Source organism: Flavobacterium palustre (genome assembly GCF_014639535.1).
Lineage (GTDB): Bacteria > Bacteroidota > Bacteroidia > Flavobacteriales > Flavobacteriaceae > Flavobacterium > Flavobacterium palustre.
Map to the genome: position 1 here is coordinate 26,413 of NZ_BMGA01000011.1, position 18,605 is coordinate 45,017.

An 18,605-nucleotide genomic window follows, 5' to 3' on the forward strand; every position below is an offset into this window, starting at 1 on the left:
GAATTAATTTTCGATTTACAATCCGCTTACTTGAACCAATGCTAAAGGGTTAAAAGCACCGTTTTTCAAAGGATACATACTACCATTCACTTGTTGGAAAAACTCAATTCCTACTGCAAGAAATAAAGGTTTTGTGCTTGCAGGTGTTACGTTATTTACATGACTAATTACTGCGGTTGCACTAAAATCCCATGGTAAAATTGCAGATTCAGAATTGGATGAAACAAATGTTTCTGCTTCAAAATCTACTTCAGCACCAGCTGTAATAATTTTAAAATGAGTTGTGCCACTTGGAGCTGCAATCATATTAGCAGGAATAAAAGCAGGAATATCAACTGAAATTTCACCTGATACTCTATTAATACCGCCTGTGTAAGGGGCAAACATTGTAGAGCCTAATTTACCTCTAATATTAAATTCGAACCCAGTCAATAATTCGGCTTCTCCGTCGATAACGTTTCTTAAGCCTCTTTCATTAGTTTGATCAGCTTGAATAACCTTAACCATAGATTGAGTAAGTCTGCCAACCATTTTGCTATCAGCAGTGTTTAAAAGCAAAGTTCTTAATGCAGTTCTTAAAGTTTTCCCTGCTGTTCCTGCTCTTCCAAACTCTGCTCCATTTTCACGTGTTCTTTGAAATGCAGGATCATTTTTAATTCTGTTAGCATCTAGGCTACCTTTTTCACGTGCTAAATGCCCATCTTGTGTTTTGTAAAAAGTAATATCCCCGATAGTACCTTTCAATTTAATAATACCATTCTGTCTGGCCATAATTTCTAAAATTTAAGTTGTTTATAGATTTGAAATTTTAATCAATTGCTGTATGTTTTGTTGCTGTTGATCATTGATTTTAAATCAAATTTTATAAATTAAAATAGCATAGCAATACAAAGTGTCACAATTAGGCACATTAGGCAATAAAGGAACATTTTACCTCTTAAAATCAGTTATAGAATTGTAAATTGGTTGACGTAAGGGAGAAAAAATCTTCCATTTAAGAAGTGAAAAAAGCATGTTTTTGAGTGTTTTTAAAGTAGAACAAAGCAAAGGCAAAGGCATAGATAAAGTATGAAACCATGACAAAGAGATTATGTATTTATCCAAAGGACGTACAGTGTATTACAGGGAAGAGTTATAGATACAGTGCTAGATTGTTGCAAAAAATAAGAACTGAGCTTAAAAAGGATAAAAATGAGCTTTTATCAATAGAAGAGTTCAGTTTATATACTGGTTTAAAATTAGAACAAGTAGAACGTTTTATAATTGGATAAATAATAAAAGTATCTGGAATAAGCTTTGGTACGGCAATAGATACTTTTATGAACCGCTTAGAAATAGGCGGTTTTTTTTATGTTTAAAACAATTGAATTGTGGGGATAATGTGGGGATATTTTATAAATAAAAAACCCTAACTAACTGATTTTCAGTTGTTAGGGTTTTAATTTTGCGGAGAAAGAGGGATTCGAACCCCCGGACCTGTTACAGTCAACAGTTTTCAAGACTGCCGCATTCGACCGCTCTGCCATTTCTCCAGTATGTTGCTATCGTTTTGTGATTGCGAGTGCAAATATAGGAGGTTTTTTCAGATAAAAAAATATATTTAATCACTGTTGATGTATTTATTCTTTATAAAAGGAAATATGATTTTGAAATTCAGTATTAACTTGCTGAAAATTAGCAATGATTAGAAGATGTAATTATATTTTTTTATGATAGAAAGTTTGTTGCTCTTTTTATTTCAGGCTAGCGAAGATAATTTAGTTGGTTTAGAAAAAATGATTATAATATTTCTTAGAGATTTTACTTGACAAAAGAAATAATATCAAAGTAAAATAAAATAACAAACTATTTCTTTTTAAATGTTGGAGGCATTTTTAAAATAGTTATTTTTATACAGATTAATAATCACTACACTACCAAAAGACAAATTAGAATTAAGATTTATTAAAATTTTATACTGAGTTTATGAGCAAAGAAAAATTGAAAAAAGACGCCTTATTATACCATGCTGAGCCACAGCCCGGGAAAATAAAAATAGTACCTACAAAGCCCTATGCCACACAACGTGATTTAGGATTAGCTTATTCTCCGGGAGTTGCTGAGCCTTGTTTGGAAATTGCAAGGGACGTTAATGAAGTTTATAAATATACTGCCAAAGGAAATCTGGTTGCCGTAATCTCCAATGGAACTGCGGTTTTAGGATTGGGAGATATTGGTCCTGAAGCATCTAAACCGGTAATGGAAGGAAAGTCGTTATTGTTTAAGATTTTTGCTGACATTGACAGTATCGATATCGAATTGGATACTAAAGATGTGGATAAATTCATTGAGACGGTAAAAATTATGGCGCCTACTTTTGGCGGAATTAATCTGGAAGATATCAAAGCGCCGGAGGCATTTGAAATCGAAACAAGACTGAAAGAAGAATTGGATATTCCGGTGATGCATGATGATCAACATGGAACAGCCATTATATCGGCTGCAGCCTTGTTAAATGCATTGGAACTGATTAATAAAAAAATAGAAGAAGTACGCATTGTAGTAAGTGGAGCGGGAGCTGCAGCTGTTTCCTGTACGAAATTGTATAAGGCTTTTGGAGCCAAAGCCGAAAACATTGTGATGCTCGACAGTAAAGGTGTAATCAGAACGGACAGAGAAAATCTATCTGCTGAGAAATTAGAATTTGCTTCCGACAGAAAGATTGATACTCTGGAAGAAGCGATGGTTGATGCCGATGTTTTCATTGGTTTGTCTATTGCCGATGTTGTTAATCCGGAAATGTTGCTTACGATGGCAAAAGACCCGATTGTTTTTGCAATGGCAAATCCCGATCCTGAGATTGCTTATGATTTAGCGGTGCAAACACGAAAAGATATCATCATGGCTACAGGTCGTTCAGATCATCCTAACCAAGTAAATAATGTTTTGGGATTCCCATATATTTTCAGGGGAGCATTGGATGTCAGAGCAACAAAGATTAATGAAGAAATGAAAATGGCTGCCGTTACGGCTTTGGCTGAATTGGCAAAAGAATCGGTTCCTGAGCAGGTAAATATCGCTTATGGTGAAACGCGTCTGGCTTTTGGTCGTGATTATATTATCCCAAAACCTTTTGATCCAAGATTGATTTATTCGATACCTCCGGCTGTTGCTAAAGCGGCTATGGACAGCGGGGTTGCTCGAATTGCTATTGAAGATTGGGATAATTATAAAGAAGAATTATTACTGCGTTCCGGTAATGATAATAAAGTGGTTCGAATGCTGCACAGCAGGGCAAAAACAAATCCTAAAAAGATAGTCTTTGCTGAAGCCGATCAATTTGATGTTTTAAAAGCAGCCCAAATTGTTTATGAAGAAGGAATTGCCCAACCTATTTTATTGGGTAATAAAGAAACCATTTTGGAACTTAAAAAAGAGTTGGATTTTAATGCCGATGTTGTTATTATTGATTCTAAAGATGCTTCATCTAAGGAAAAAAGAGAGCAATATGCAATTAAATATTGGAATAAAAGAAAAAGAAGCGGAGCTACTTTGTACAGTTCTCAGTCCAAAATGAGAGAACGCAACTATTATGGCGCTATGATGGTTTTGGAAGGAGATGCCGATGGAATGATTTCGGGTTATACCAGAGCTTATCCAACGGTGGTGAAGCCTATTTTTGAAGTTATCGGAAAAGCTCCTAATGTAAAAAAAGCGGCCACAGTTAATATTTTGGCAACTGAAAGAGGGCCAATGTTTTTAGCCGATACTGCAATCAATATTGACCCAACATCAGAGGAATTAGCTGATATTGCACAGATGACAGCTAATGTTGCCACTACTTTTGGTTTTGATTCGGTTATTGCGATGCTTTCGTATTCTAATTTTGGTTCATCAGCTCATGCTAATTCTGCAAAAGTGCGAAAAGCAGTAAGTATTTTGCATGAAAATAATCCTGAATTAGTTGTTGACGGAGATATTCAAACCGATTTTGCTTTGAATACCGAATTATTAGAAAAGACTTTTCCGTTTTCAAAATTGGCAGGCAAAAAAGTAAACACGCTTGTTTTTCCAAATCTGGAATCAGCTAATATCACTTATAAATTGATGAAGGAATTGAATAAGTCGGAATCCATCGGTCCAATTATGATGGGATTGAGCGAGTCGGTTCACATTCTTCAATTGGGTGCAAGCGTAAATGAAATTGTAAACATGACCGCTGTAGCTGTGGTTGATGCTCAGGAACGTGAAAAATCCCAAAAAGTATAATCATAAAATAGTTTTTGAAAAAAAAAATCATGCAGTTTGTTGTATAACTGTTGATTTTTAAAGTTTTGTTCCGATGAAATAGAGACTGTCCGAAATTAATGATCGGACAGTCTTTTTTTTGGTTGGTTAGCCGTATAAAAACTATCTTTGGACTTCAATTTTAATTCCGGTAATTAGATGATTTCCTCCCAGTTTTACAGTCTTTTAAAAAAGAAATTTCCTTTTAGTCCTACTTATAATCAGGATATTTTTTTTCAGAAGATTGCTATTTTTTTGACCGAAACGACTAATGATAGCATTTTTGTCTTAAAAGGATATGCCGGAACAGGGAAGACTACTGTGATTTCGACTATTGTAAATAATCTGATAGAGATTAATAAAAAATATGTTTTGCTGGCACCAACTGGTCGTGCGGCAAAAGTAATTGCCAATTATTCGGACAAACCGGCATTTACGATTCACAAGAAAATCTATTTTCCAAAGAAGAATTCAGGTGGTGGCGTTTCTTTTACATTGCAACAAAACAAACATAAAAATACTGTTTTTATAGTCGATGAAGCATCGATGATTTCGGATGTCGATTCCGATTCTAAAATGTATGCCAATGGTTCTTTGCTCGACGACTTGATTTCCTATGTATATTCAGGAACTAATTGCAAGATGATTTTGCTGGGTGATACTGCTCAGTTGCCTCCGGTGAATTTAGACGTTAGTCCTGCTTTGGATATTCAAACTTTGAGTATGAACTATAATAAGGATGTCGATTATATCGAACTAGATGAAGTCATGCGTCAGGAAGAGAGTTCCGGAATTTTGCATAACGCAACTGAACTTCGCGAATTATTAAAAGATTCTTTCATTACTGATTTTCAGTTCGATGTCCGAAAGTTCAAGGACATCGTTCGCTTAGTAGATGGTTATGATATTCAGGATGCCATCAATTCGGCTTACAGTAATTATAGTATTGAAGACACCGCTTTTATTGTTCGTTCGAATAAAAGAGCCAATCAATATAATGAGCAAATCCGATCTAAAATTCTCGATAAAGAAAGCGAACTTTCCACAGGTGATTTTCTAATGGTGGTGAAGAACAATTATTTTTGGCTGAAAGAATCGGATGAAGCCGGTTTTATTGCTAATGGTGATATTATAGAAATTCTGGAAATTTTTAAAATTGTCGAATTGTACGGTTTCAAGTTTGCCAAAGTAAAAATCCGAATGGTCGATTACCCAAATCAAAAACCATTCGAAACGGTTTTGTTATTGGATACGATAAAAAGTGAATCACCGTCATTAACTTATGAAGAATCCAATCGATTGTATCAGGAAGTTTTAAAAGACTACGAAGGAGAAACTAAATTCAAGCAATTCCAAAAAGTGAAAGCCAATGAATATTTCAACGGACTTCAGGTGAAATTTTCTTATGCCATCACTTGTCATAAATCGCAGGGTGGACAGTGGAATACGGTTTTTGTAGAACAACCGTATTTACCCAACGGAATTGACCGGGATTATATTCGTTGGTTGTACACAGCAATGACCCGTGCCAAAAACAAATTGTACTTAATAGGATTTAAAGACGAAAGCTTTGTAGATTAAGTTTTGGAATTTGAAACATTAAGAAATTTAAGATTGAAGTGATTTAAACTTTTTGCTAAACTTATTTTATACAAAACTAAACGTCCCCATAGGGACGAACTGTTTATAGAAAAATCATTTATTTGTAAAAAAAGCTCCGTTAGGAGCGAACTGTAAATTAAACAGACCGCTCCTAACGGAGCTAATGCCCAGAATGTATAAATTGCTATTAACAGGATGCTCCTCCGGAGCATTATCAGAAAAGTTTAAATGAGTTCATTCATTAAGCAGAATCTTAATATTCTTAATTTCTTAGTGGTGAAAAAAGTAAAACTACAATTGTCGATTAATTTTTAGCAATCGTTGCTTCGCGATGTTGCAAACCCCATTCTAACATTTTATCCAAAACATCGCCTAATAATTTTGCTGATTCGGTCAATTCATATTCCACTGTAATAGGAGTGGTGTCGTAAACCGTACGTTTGACCATGCCGTTCATTTCTAAATCTTTCAATTCTTTGGATAACATACGGGGAGTAATTTTCGGAATATTACGCTGAATATCAGTAAAACGTCTTTTTTCGAATAATAACGAACCTATAATTGGTAATTTCCATTTACCGCTAATTACATTCAACGTATCATTTACCGCTAAAACGAACTGAATCGGGCAGGCTTTGGCTTCTTTGAAACTGATTAGATTTTCTATTTCCATAATCTGTTGATTTTATTATCGCTATACAAAAGTATAGTAGTATATTTTAGTGTGTTAGTATATTTTGTATAGCAAATGTACTTAACTTTGAATAAAAATTAATCATAAAACATAAAAATAATGAGTACAAAAATTTTAGTTACTGGCGCAACAGGAAATTTCGGAGGATTAACAATCGATTTTTTATTGAATAAAGGAATTGCAGCTGCTGATATTTCGGCTTTGGTTAGAGATGAATCGAAAGCATCCGACTTGAAAGCAAAAGGAGTCAACCTTAAAACAGGGGATTATGATAATTACAATTCTTTGTTGGCAGCATTTCATGGGATAGACAAATTGTTATTGGTTTCCGGAACAGATTTGGTAAACCGCAGTAAACAACAATTGAATGCAGTAAAAGCGGCAAAAGAAGCGGGAGTGAAACATATTGTATATACCAGTTTTGAACGTAAAAATGAATCCGAAACTTCGCCAATTGCCTTTTTAGCCCAATCGCATATCGATACTGATAGCGCAATCAAAGCAAGCGGAATCAACTATACCATTTTTAGAAATAATTTATACCTGGATGTATTGCCAATGTTTTTGGGAGATCAGGTATTAGAATCAGGGATTTATTTTCCGGTAGGAGAAGGTCAGGCGGCTTATGTTTCCAGAAATGATTTGGCTGAAGCAGCAGCAAATATTCTGATTTCAGAAGGACATGAAAACAAAGAATATGCTATGAATAATATTGAAAATTATTCTTTTCAGGATATTGCAGAAACTTTAAGCAAAATAACAAATAAAGAAATTAGCTATTTAAGTCCGGCGTCAGAAGAATATGCAGTAACTTTAAAAAATGCAGGAGTTCCGGAAGAATACATCGGAATGTTTGTAGGTTTTGCAGAAGCCATTAAACAAGGAGAGTTTAAAACTGATTCAAGTGATTTGGAAAAATTATTAGGTAGAAAACCGGCAACTTTAGCTGATTTTTTGAAAGAGGTTTATTTAAAATAATTTTTTAAAAGAAAAGATTTTTATATTTATACAGATTAGAATATCTAAGATTTTAAAACCATTAAGAAATTAAGTTTTATTAAGTCCTGGTTATAAAACCTTAATATCCTAAACTTCTTAATGGTGAAAAATAGTGTTTATGAATACTTTAAACGATTTACATAAAATTTCAAGTACTTTTTCGAATACCGAAAAAATGCCGGTGCTGTTCTTGGGACATGGAAGCCCGATGAACGCTATTGAAGAAAATCAGTTTGTGGCGGGTTTTAGAAATTTGGCAAAAACATTGCCACAGCCGAATGCTATTTTGTGTATTTCGGCGCATTGGTTTACCAAAGGGACAAAAGTCACTGCGATGGAAATGCCCAGAACGATTCATGATTTTGGTGGTTTTCCTAAAGAATTGTTTGCCGTGCAATATCCTGCTCAGGGAAGTCCGGAGTTGGCAATTGATACCCAAAAACTATTATTACCAACCGAAGTCGAACTCGATCACGAGTGGGGATTGGATCATGGTGCCTGGAGTGTGATTAAACATTTGTATCCCGAAGCCAATGTTCCGGTGATTCAGTTGAGCATAGATTATTCTAAATCGCCACAGTACCATTTTGAGTTGGCACAAAAATTAAGTGCTTTACGAAAAAAAGGAATTCTTATAATAGGTAGCGGAAATATTGTTCATAATTTACGATTGGTGGATTTCTATAATATGGACGTAGATAATTATGGTTTTGACTGGGCAATCGAAGCTAGGGAAAAAGTGAACTCCTATTTATTAGATGGTAATTTTCAGGCCTTGATTAATTATGAAAAACAAGGACAGGCTTTGCAACTGGCTATCCCGACACCGGAACATTATCTTCCTTTAATTTATACTTTAGGACTAAAAGAAAAACAGGAAGAACTCAGTTTGTTTAACGATAAATTATTAGGAGGTTCTTTGAGTATGACTTCGGTGAAGTTGTCCTGATACTGTTTGTTATCAAGACAACCGAATTAAAATGAGGATTTTTTTTAAAAGAAAAGTTCTTTTGTAATAATATAAATTCCCATTATCAATACAAACCAGCCAAAAACAGGTTTCAGTTTGCTGCCGTCTATTTTTTTAGAAAGAAGAATTCCAATAAACATTCCGATAAATGCCATAGACGAAATCAGTAAAAGAAAACCGTAATCAATAGGAGTGTTGAGGTATAAATCGCCTGCAAAACCTATTGCTGAGTTAATAAAAATAATCAATAACGATGTTCCTACGGCTTGTTTCATAGGCAGGTTAGCAAAAAACAGTAAAGCAGGAATAATCAAAAATCCTCCGCCAGCTCCAAGAAATCCGGTCACGATTCCTACTAAGGCACCAATAATAGCCAGTTGACCATAATTTATTTTATGGTTTGTTATTTCGTTTTTGTTCTTTTTTATCATTGATATTGAAGCTCCAATCATTAAAATGGCAAAGACAATCATAATCAATAAGTCTTTAGAAACAGCATAAGAGGCAATTGTAAACAGCGTGGAAGCAATTTTTGGAAAGATTACTTCTCTGATAATTAATATCGAAATCACAGAGGGTACAGCAAAGTACAATGCTGTTTTTAATTTCAGATTCCCTAATTTATAATGGCTGTAACCGCCATAAAATGCAGTGATTCCAACGATAAATAAAGAATAACTGGTAGCTAATTCAGGATTGATTTTGAATAAATAAACTAAAATAGGTATCGTGAGAATAGATCCTCCGCTGCCAATTAATCCTAATGAAAGTCCAATAATAATGGATGCAAAATAACCTAAATATTCCATGTTGTAATTTTTTTTACAAAGGTTGGAACTATTTAGGCTAGCCACAGTAACATTTGTCACATGACTTATTTTTACATTTTTAATTCAATTTGGTTACGGTGTAAGTTGACTAAACCGCGTTGTTCCATTTTTTTTAATAATCGTGAAACTACTTCTCGGGAAGTGTTTAATTCAAGGGCTATTTCCTGATGTGATAAATTGATTTCTTTGCAGCCACAGGCTTTGGCGTGACGTTTTAAGTAAAATTCTAATCGTTCGTCCATGGCTCTAAAAGCAATGTTGTCGATAACTTCCAGGACTTCTTCAAATCGGGTGCGGTAGGTGTAAATCACAAATTCGTACCAGGAACGATGATTCATCATCCATTTATCCATCAGGTTGAGCGGAATGCTTATGGCTTCGACATCTTCAACTACCTTAGCGGTAATTTGGCTTGTTTGATTTTTTGTTGAACAAATTAGCGAAATAGCACAGGCCTGTCCGGGTTGTAAATAGTACATTAAAAATTCTTCACCATCTTCGCCTTCACGATAAATTTTTAATTGTCCTTTGAGAATTAAAATAGTGTTTTTGATGTATTGTCCTGTCCGCATAATAACATCTCCTGCTTTAAAATATTGATAACTGGAGTTGGCTTCAATTTCCTGAATGAGTTCATTGGAGAAATTAGGAAAGGCATTTTTTATGGTGATTGTTTCTTCTGACATGATGGTAAAATTTTAGGCTACATCTTAATAATATGATGGATTTTTATGCAAAATAATAAGACTTTGGTAAAAGTAATTAAAAAAACGAGACATTTATTAGTTGATATGCTAAGAATAGTTGTCTGAAAATAAAAATAGCAGATTGAAGATATTGCATTTCTAAAGGGAATAACGCATTGTTTTTTAACAAAAAATTAAGTGATTGTAAAATTTGTTGATTATTATAAGTTCACTAAAACGTTTTCTTTAAAATATTCTCTAAATCAAATTACAGGAACCGTTTTTTTATAAAAACATCGTATTTTTACAAAAAACACAACATAATTATGAATTTAACACAAGAAGATTGGATTGCTCAACTCGAAGAAGATGAGAATGCAGTAATTTTAGATGTCAGAACAGAAGACGAATGTGACGAAGGAATTATTCCTAATGCTATCAATATTGATATTCATAAAGGTCAGGGTTTTATTTCTGAAATTGAGAAATTAGACAAAAGTAAAAATTACTATGTCTATTGTCGTTCTGGTGCCAGAAGCGCAAAAGCATGCGAAATCATGAATGAATTAGGATTTGAAAATGCCTATAACTTATTGGGAGGTATGTTAGATTGGGATGGAGAAGTTGTTGCTCCCTAATCACTAATACATTTTTAACACTAACTAAAATATTAAAACCAGATGAATTCAATTCCGGAAGAGTTTAAGATAAAAACATTATTACACCAGGATACTTATTTAGTTGATGGAGAGTTAAAAAAATGGACAGGAAAAACAACTGAGGTTTATTCTACCATTTCTTCTACCGAGGAATATGCGCCTACTTTATTAGGAACTATTCCGTTTATGGGCGAGGAAGAAGCTAGAGAAGTAGTTGCATCTGCAAGCAAGGCTTTTAATCACGGTCAGGGTTTATGGCCAACAATGAAAGTAGCTGATCGTATCAAGTGTATGGAAAATTTCGTTACCCAGATGAAAACGACACGTCAGGAAGTAGTGAAGTTATTAATGTGGGAAATTGGAAAAACTTTAGGCGATTCTGAAAAGGAATTTGACAGAACGGTAGATTACATTTATGATACTATCGAACATTACAAACAATTAGACCGCAGTAATGCCCGTTTTACAAAAAGTCAGGGTGTAAATGCGATGATCCGCAGAGGACCAATAGGAGTTGTATTGTGTTTAGGACCTTATAATTATCCTTTGAATGAAACATTTTCATTATTGATTCCTGCCTTGATTATGGGTAACCCGGTGATTTTTAAGCCAGCTAAAAACGGAGTATTGTTGATTTCTCCATTATTAGAGGCTTTTAAAACGAGTTTCCCAAAAGGAGCCATCAATATTGTTTATGGTAGAGGAAGAGAAATTGCTTCTCCAATTATGAAATCAGGAGTGGTAGATATTCTGGCTTTAATTGGAAACAGTAAATCAGCTATTGCATTGCAGGATCAACATCCTAATAAAAACAGATTGCGTTTGGTATTAGGATTAGAGGCTAAAAATCCTGCTATTATTTTACCGGATGCCGACTTGGATTTGGCAATTTCTGAGTGTATCACTGGTACTTTATCTTTCAATGGACAACGTTGTACAGCGTTGAAAGTATTGTATGTTCACGAATCGATTGCTGAAGAATTTAATAAAAGATACTCGGCTGCTGTTGATGCTTTGGTTTTTGGAAATCCTTGGGACAAATCAGTTTCACTGACACCACTGCCTGAAACCGAAAAACCGGCTTATATTCAAGGTTTGATTGATGATGCTACTGCTAAAGGAGCTTCAATCATTAATGCTAAAGGAGGGCAAATTTCCGAAAATTATATTTTCCCGGCGGTTTTATTTCCTGTGAACAAAGAAATGCGTGTGTATCATGAAGAGCAATTTGGACCAGTTGTGCCAATTATGACTTTTAAAGATATTCAGGAGCCTTTGAATGATATGGCTGAATCTAATTATGGTCAGCAAGTAAGTTTATTTGGTAAAAACATAACGACTCTTGCTCCGCTTATTGATGCTTTAGTAAATTTAGTGTGCAGGGTAAACCTAAACAGTTCTTGTCAGCGTGGACCGGATGTGTATCCGTTTACAGGACGTAAAGATTCTGCGGTAGGAACATTGAGTGTTTTTGATGCCTTGCGTTCATTTTCTATTAGAACATTTGTAGCGTCTAAAGACAATGCTTATAATAACGAAATTCTGCAAGAATTATTGAATAGTAAAGAATCTAACTTTATTAATACAGATTATATCTTGTAGTACTAACTAAAACAAACTAAAAACAAGAAAACCGTCCCGATTATTTTCGAGACGGTTTTTTTTATGGAATTTTGTTATTGGAATTTTAAAGTTAGAGGTTTAATACAAAGTGGTTCAATAATTTGGCATCGTATTTTTCTTTGTCAAACATATAAAGAAAAGAGCCTTTTCGGGATGATAGCATGTCTTTTTCATTGAGTTTGACTAAAATATCTAAAGAATTGATTTTGCTGATAAAATTACGCTTGTCTAATTCTTTGTCTAAGATAGCTTCATATAATTCGAGCAATTGACGCATGGTAAATTTTTCAGGCAAAAGCTCAAATCCTACCGGTTTTGTTGAAGTTCTGTAGCGTAATCTTCTGATAGCGTGGGCAACCATTTCGTCGTGATCAAAAATTAATTTGGGCATTTTTGATATATTAAACCATTCGGCATGGTAGTTCCGAATTAGTTCTGTATTGTGATTTTCAATATTGATAAGTGCATAATAGGCTACCGAAATGGTTCTTTCTTCAGGATCTCTGTCCACTTCACTGTAAGCATAAAATTGTTCCATATAGATGTTTTGCAATCCTGTATAATGATTCAAAACCCGTATAGCGGCATCATTTAAAGACTCACTTTTCTTTAAAAATCCTCCCATTAAAGACCATTTTCCTTTTTCGGGTTCAAAATCCCGTTTGATTAACAGGATTTTTAATCCTTCTTTGTCAAAACCAAAAATGATACAATCAACTGATAATAAGACTTTGTCTTCGGTGCTATAATTATTTAACATCTTAGTTGTTTATTTTGGGGTAAATATACTTACTTATAAAAAAGTATCATAATTAATATTAGGATGAATGCTTAGTGATTTTTTAAAGAAATCGTTGTGTTTTTCTAAAAACCATTTGAATTCTGTATTAATTAACACAAAACAATGCCTAAAAACTTTTATTTTTTAAAGGTATAAAATTAAAATTTGAGAACAATTATCCAAACATCAAAAACAGATAAATATTTGTGTTTTCTCCTAATGAATTACGCAATATTGAATAGGCTTTACTCATGTGTGCTTCTACTGATTTGATAGATAGGTTTTTATACTCGGCAATTTCAATATTAGTGAGTCCTTCTTCTTTACTTAGTAAAAAGATTTCCTTACATTTAGGAGGGAGATTTTGAATTTCTTTTTTGACTAACTTTATGATACGTTCCAGTGAATGTTCATCCTCATTTTCTACTATAGCATTAAGAGCATCAATATATTTTTTTTCCAAAGGGTAAACCGCTTTTTGGCTTCGGTACTGATCAATAAACTCATTATAAACAGATTTATATAAAAAACTAATAAGTACAAAGTCCTCTTTTAGATTTTCGCGTTTGTTCCAAATGCGCATAAATACATTTTGAACAATATCTTCGGATAAACTGCGATCATGAGTAAAATTGTAAGCATAAACACATAGTTTATGGTGGTACGTATTTACCAAATAAGTATATGCTTTGGGATCTCCAGTTTTTAAAGCATGAATAAGTTGGATGTTGTCAGAATAAACCTCTTGCATTGGGGGAAAAAGAAATAATTAGCTTAATTTTTATGCAATGTATAAAAAAAAATATAAAAAAGTTAGGGTAGTGTAAAATCAACACGTATTAATAGAAAATAGTATCGCAATGATAAGTAACAGAATTGAAAATATAATTGCCAAATTTTTAACCAGTCAGGCTTCAGCATCCGAGTTGAGTGAGTTAGAATTGTGGATTGAAGATGCCAATAATCTTGAAATGTTTAATCGGTATGTCAAAATTAATTATGCAATTGAATATAATATGAAAGAATTTGATTCGTATGGAGTAAAAAGTAAATTGCAGGAAGCATTTGCCAGAGAAAATAAAGAAAGGAAGCTTAAAAAGTTACGTAAAATTATTTATTACTCGGCTGCGGCAGTTGTTTTAGGAATAGTAACTACAACTTATTTCTACAGATTAGGTTTATTTGATAAGCCTGTAGCAACTCCGGTAGTAGTGAAAAATACTATTGAAGCAGGAACCGATAAAGCTATATTAACTCTAGAAGACGGATCGGCTGTTGTATTGGAAAAAGATAAAACCTATCAAAAAAACAACGTAGTCAGCAATGGTAAAGAATTAGTTTATGATAGTAAGAATAAGACCCAATCAGCTTTAGTATATAATTATTTGACGATTCCAAGAGGAGGTCAGTTTCAAATAAAATTATCTGATGGAACAAAAGTTTGGTTAAACTCAGAAACTAAATTAAAATTTCCGGTAGCTTTTAAGGAAGGAAGCACACGTCAGGTAGAATTAGTTTACGGTGAAGCTTTTTTTGATGTATCACCAAGTTCTGAACACAACGGAGCAAAATTTAAAGTATTGAATAAAAGTCAGGAAGTGGAGGTTTTGGGTACAGAGTTTAATATAAAAGCTTATGAAGATGAAGATAAAATTTATACCACATTAGTAGAAGGAAAAGTTGCTGTAAGCAATTCAAATTCTAAAAAACATTTAATTCCTAATCAGCAATCAATTGTTAACCTTAAGAATGGAAATATGGCTGTTAATCCAATTGATGCTTATAATGAAGTATTGTGGACAAAAGGAATTTTTAGCTTTAAGGGCAAAAGTTTAAAAGAAATTATGAACGTAATGTCCCGCTGGTATGACTTTCAGGTGGTGTTCCAAAATCCGGAACTGGAGAAAGTTAAATTCAATGGAGTACTGAGTAAAAACGATAATATAAAAGAAATCCTGTCAATAATTAAGAAAACTAACTTTATAAATGAATATGAGATAAAAGACCAGAAAATTATAATAAAATAAGAAATAAAAAGGGGAATAAAGTAATACCTGGACAGTAGCCTACTTTATCCCCTAATGAGATTATTAATTAACATTTAACCAATAAACACAAATATATGAAAATTGAATTTACTAACCATTTTTTCTTTTTTAAGAGAAAATTTTTACTAACCAGTATGAAAGCTTTTATATTGTTTTTTTGTACGACTGCTTTTAGTTTTTCGTCAACTAATGTTTTTACGCAGAATGTAAAAATTGTTGTTGATAAAGATAAAGTTGTAACTATTGATGAAGTTTTTGACCTTTTAAGGGAGCAAACCAATTTTACCTTTATCTATCAGGAAGATATGTTTAAAAATGCACCTAAAGTAAAACTGAAAAAAGGAACAATTAGTGCCAATAAATTACTCACCGAGAGCCTTTCGAATGAAGGTTTTAATTATGAACTTACCGGAAAAAATAAAATTATAATTACCAAAGCCAAAGCAGAAGAAAAACCGCAACAGAAAAAAAAGGTCTCGGGAATTATTAATAGTGCTGAAGGTTTACCCATTCCGGGAGTAAATATTTTGATAAAAGGTTCTACACTTGGTGTGCAATCAGATTTTGAAGGAAAATTTGCTATTGATGTTGATGGACCTAACACAGTATTGGTAATTTCCTATATAGGTTATGTAAACCAGGAAATTACAGTAGGAAATCAAACCAACATTACAGTTAAACTTTTAGAAGATTACGCTAAGTTAGAAGAAGTTGTTGTAGTGGGTTATGGAACACAAAAGAAATCCGATTTAACAGGTTCTGTTTCTGTTGTAAATGTTGAAAGTGCTAAAAAGACAGTAACTTATGATGTTGCTAAAATGTTACAAGGTCAGGCACCGGGTGTAAGTGTGCAATCTTCAGGAGAACCGGGCGGATTTGTAAATATTAAGATCAGAGGGGTGAATTCCTTTAGTAACAACAATCCATTATTTGTTATTGATGGAGTGATTGTAGATTCTCCATTTGATTTTGCTCCGGGCGATATCGAGTCGATGCAAGTTTTAAAAGACGCATCATCAGCAGCTATTTATGGAGTTCGTGGTGCTAATGGAGTAGTGATTATTACTACCAAAAAAGGAAAAGTTGGTGCGATGGAAATTAAATACAAATCGCTTTACGGAGTTCAAAATGTAGCCAAAGAATGGTCAGTAACCGATAGAGTAGGTTATCAAACCATTACTTCGGCTGCTGAAAGAAATGATGGTTTGGGAGTAGCACCGGGAAATGATCCTACAAGTCCTTTTTATATTAATAATGTAAATACCAATTGGCAAAGAGAAGCTTATGGGACAGGTACAATTCAAAATCATTCACTTACATTTAATGGTGGTGCAGAATATCTGGGGTACAATCTGAATGTGGATTATTTCAAAAACACTTCTTATTTAGAGACTCCACAAGATTACGAAAGGTATTCTATGAATTTGAATTTGCATGGTAAAAAAGGAAAATTCAAATACGGTTCAAAAATAGCTTATACGGAATCAGACAAAGAATCATTTAACAGCTGGGTGGGAGAATCAGCTATTCAGGCTTTAGTAACAGCCATTCCTACAATGCCGGTATATGATGACAACTGGTTAGGCGGTTATGGAGGTACATATAGTGATACTCAGCGAGCCATTTCGCTGAATGTTATAGGATACAATAATTTAATTTCTAATACAGGAAAAAGAAACCATTTTATTGGAGACATCTGGGGAGAATTGGAAATTTTAAAAGGATTAAAATACAAACTGGATGTTAGTTATGATAAATTACATTGGTTTGACCGAAGATATACTCCGGAATTTGAATTGGGATGGTATTATAGAGTTCCAAGTACCAGAGCAACTCTTAATATTGCTACCGGAAATCAAATCAAAACCTTTGTAAATAACATTCTTACTTATAATGTAAGTTTAGGAAAACACAATATTGATGCTTTAGTTGGATCTATCGACGAAAGAAATAATCATTACAACCATTTTTCTTCAGGTGTTGGTTACGATGCTACTGATATTAAAAAATTACAATTTGCTGATAACACAAATACCAATGAATACGAATATACTATTACCGGAAAATCCTATATCAGCAGACTGAATTACGGTTTTGACGATCGTTATTTGCTTACGGCTAACTTTAGACAGGACAAAACCTCTTTATTCAGTCAAAAAAACAATTCGGCTAATTTCTACTCTTTTTCAGGAGCCTGGAAATTGAGTAATGAAAAGTTCATTCATTTACCGGAATGGATTAGCAATGTGAAGTTAAGAGGAGGATACGGAATTATAGGAAACAATACGATTCCGCAATATTTCTTCGCTACCACGATGAACGGTTTTGCCAGCTATAATTTCAATAACGAATTAGCTCCCGGTTCAACAGTTGTGAATGCTTTAGACCCAAATGTACATTGGGAAGAAACGAAAACAACCAATGTGGCGCTTGAATTAGGAATGTTTGACAATGATTTGCAGTTTACAGCAGAGTATTTTATTAAAAAATCAAATGATTTATTGATTAGAGTTCCTTTGCCTTTTTCTTCAGGAGCATTTCCTGCAGATATTACAACTAATGCCGGAGCTGTAGAAAACAGAGGGCTTGAATTCTCGTTGATGTATAACAATAACAAAAATGAATTCAAATACAGCATTGCGGCTAATATTGGTACTTTAAAAAACAAAGTAACACAAATTGGTTTTTCTGAAAATGGAAATCCTATACCGGGTCTTGCCGCTATGACAGAAGTAGGAAGATCTATAGGTGAAATTTATGCTTATGAAACAGATGGAATTTTTCAATCTCAGGCAGAAATTGATGCAGCACCTTCACAAACAAACGTACAAGTAGGAGATATAAAATTCAAAGATCAATTAACAGTAGATGCTGATGGAGATGGTGTTATGGATGCAGCAGATGGAGTTATAACAGATAGAGACAGAGTATTTCAGGGAGTTACGATACCTAAATACAATTATGGTATCAATTTGACTGCATCATACAAAAACTGGAATGCAAGTATGTTTTGGCAGGGAAGTGGCGGAAACAAAGTATTTAATGGTTTGTACCGTGACTTGATGATTGGAAAATATGGAAACCATCATACTGATATGTTAGATTACTGGACTCCAACAAATACTGATACTAATGTACCGCGTCCTTCAATAGAGGATCGTAATGCTAACGGAAGGGATTCGAATCGCTTTATAGAAAGTGGAAACTATATCAAATTACAAACAGCTGAGATTAGTTATACTATTCCGGTAAGTAAGAACAGTTTTATTCAAAACGCAAGAGTATATGCTAATGGACAAAATTTATGGATTATTTCTAAATACCGTGGTTATGATCCAGATTTCATCAGCGATGGATTGTTCTCAAGAGGATATGACGGAGGTTCTTTCCCTAATCCAAGAACAATTTCTTTGGGTATTGAAGTAAATTTCTAATAGCTGTAAATTA

General features: G+C 33.7%; 14 protein-coding genes and 1 tRNA gene. 8 read left to right on the forward strand and 7 right to left on the reverse strand.

Features of this window, described 5'->3' with window-relative positions:
* Window positions 1-15: 15 nt before the first annotated feature.
* Window positions 16-771, reverse strand: a complete 756-nt coding sequence (locus IEV84_RS15690; protein WP_188495656.1) for a hypothetical protein — start codon at window positions 769-771, stop codon at window positions 16-18.
* Window positions 772-1,447: 676 nt separating this feature from the next.
* Window positions 1,448-1,532: transfer RNA gene (locus IEV84_RS15695), tRNA-Ser, on the reverse strand.
* 433 nt (window positions 1,533-1,965) lie between these two features.
* Here IEV84_RS15695 and IEV84_RS15700 point away from each other — a divergent pair.
* Together IEV84_RS15700 and IEV84_RS15705 are read left to right on the forward strand one after the other, a co-directional pair.
* The gene (locus tag IEV84_RS15700) at window positions 1,966-4,248 is read left to right on the forward strand and encodes an NADP-dependent malic enzyme (protein ID WP_188495658.1); all 2,283 of its coding nucleotides are present in this window, start codon (window positions 1,966-1,968) and stop codon (window positions 4,246-4,248) included.
* Between the two features lie 177 nt (window positions 4,249-4,425).
* Complete coding sequence (locus IEV84_RS15705) at window positions 4,426-5,847, forward strand: ATP-dependent DNA helicase (protein WP_188495660.1); 1,422 nt, start codon at window positions 4,426-4,428, stop codon at window positions 5,845-5,847.
* A 325-nt stretch (window positions 5,848-6,172) separates the two neighbouring features.
* Here the strand turns inward: IEV84_RS15705 and IEV84_RS15710 are convergent, their stop codons facing one another.
* Window positions 6,173-6,541, reverse strand: a complete 369-nt coding sequence (locus IEV84_RS15710; protein WP_188495662.1) for a winged helix-turn-helix transcriptional regulator — start codon at window positions 6,539-6,541, stop codon at window positions 6,173-6,175.
* A 120-nt stretch (window positions 6,542-6,661) separates the two neighbouring features.
* Between IEV84_RS15710 and IEV84_RS15715 the strand changes: the two genes are divergently transcribed.
* Window positions 6,662-7,540 (forward strand): SDR family oxidoreductase, encoded by an 879-nt coding sequence (locus IEV84_RS15715; protein ID WP_188495664.1) that lies wholly within the window; start codon window positions 6,662-6,664, stop codon window positions 7,538-7,540.
* A gap of 139 nt (window positions 7,541-7,679) precedes the next feature.
* Window positions 7,680-8,510 (forward strand): 4,5-DOPA-extradiol-dioxygenase, encoded by an 831-nt coding sequence (gene ygiD, locus IEV84_RS15720; protein WP_188495666.1) that lies wholly within the window; start codon window positions 7,680-7,682, stop codon window positions 8,508-8,510.
* Between the two features lie 44 nt (window positions 8,511-8,554).
* Here ygiD and IEV84_RS15725 read toward each other — a convergent pair whose 3' ends face one another.
* Window positions 8,555-9,340, reverse strand: coding sequence for a sulfite exporter TauE/SafE family protein (locus IEV84_RS15725; protein WP_188495668.1), 786 nt, complete (start codon window positions 9,338-9,340; stop codon window positions 8,555-8,557).
* Window positions 9,341-9,411: 71 nt separating this feature from the next.
* Window positions 9,412-10,047: a Crp/Fnr family transcriptional regulator gene (locus IEV84_RS15730; RefSeq protein WP_188495670.1), complete on the reverse strand. Its 636-nt coding sequence runs from the start codon at window positions 10,045-10,047 to the stop codon at window positions 9,412-9,414.
* Between the two features lie 326 nt (window positions 10,048-10,373).
* Between IEV84_RS15730 and IEV84_RS15735 the strand changes: the two genes are divergently transcribed.
* Together IEV84_RS15735 and IEV84_RS15740 are read left to right on the forward strand one after the other, a co-directional pair.
* Window positions 10,374-10,685, forward strand: a complete 312-nt coding sequence (locus IEV84_RS15735) for a rhodanese-like domain-containing protein (RefSeq protein ID WP_071183272.1) — start codon at window positions 10,374-10,376, stop codon at window positions 10,683-10,685.
* Between the two features lie 42 nt (window positions 10,686-10,727).
* Complete coding sequence (locus IEV84_RS15740; RefSeq protein ID WP_188495672.1) at window positions 10,728-12,308, forward strand: NADP-dependent glyceraldehyde-3-phosphate dehydrogenase; 1,581 nt, start codon at window positions 10,728-10,730, stop codon at window positions 12,306-12,308.
* A 91-nt stretch (window positions 12,309-12,399) separates the two neighbouring features.
* Here IEV84_RS15740 and IEV84_RS15745 read toward each other — a convergent pair whose 3' ends face one another.
* Window positions 12,400-13,089 (reverse strand): NUDIX hydrolase, encoded by a 690-nt coding sequence (locus IEV84_RS15745; protein ID WP_188495674.1) that lies wholly within the window; start codon window positions 13,087-13,089, stop codon window positions 12,400-12,402.
* A gap of 196 nt (window positions 13,090-13,285) precedes the next feature.
* Window positions 13,286-13,861, reverse strand: a complete 576-nt coding sequence (locus tag IEV84_RS15750) for an RNA polymerase sigma factor (protein ID WP_188495676.1) — start codon at window positions 13,859-13,861, stop codon at window positions 13,286-13,288.
* A 109-nt stretch (window positions 13,862-13,970) separates the two neighbouring features.
* Here IEV84_RS15750 and IEV84_RS15755 point away from each other — a divergent pair, with 109 nt between their 5' ends.
* Window positions 13,971-15,137 (forward strand): FecR family protein, encoded by a 1,167-nt coding sequence (locus IEV84_RS15755; protein WP_188495678.1) that lies wholly within the window; start codon window positions 13,971-13,973, stop codon window positions 15,135-15,137.
* A gap of 155 nt (window positions 15,138-15,292) precedes the next feature.
* Window positions 15,293-18,592 (forward strand): SusC/RagA family TonB-linked outer membrane protein, encoded by a 3,300-nt coding sequence (locus IEV84_RS15760; RefSeq protein WP_188495680.1) that lies wholly within the window; start codon window positions 15,293-15,295, stop codon window positions 18,590-18,592.
* Window positions 18,593-18,605: the final 13 nt, after the last annotated feature.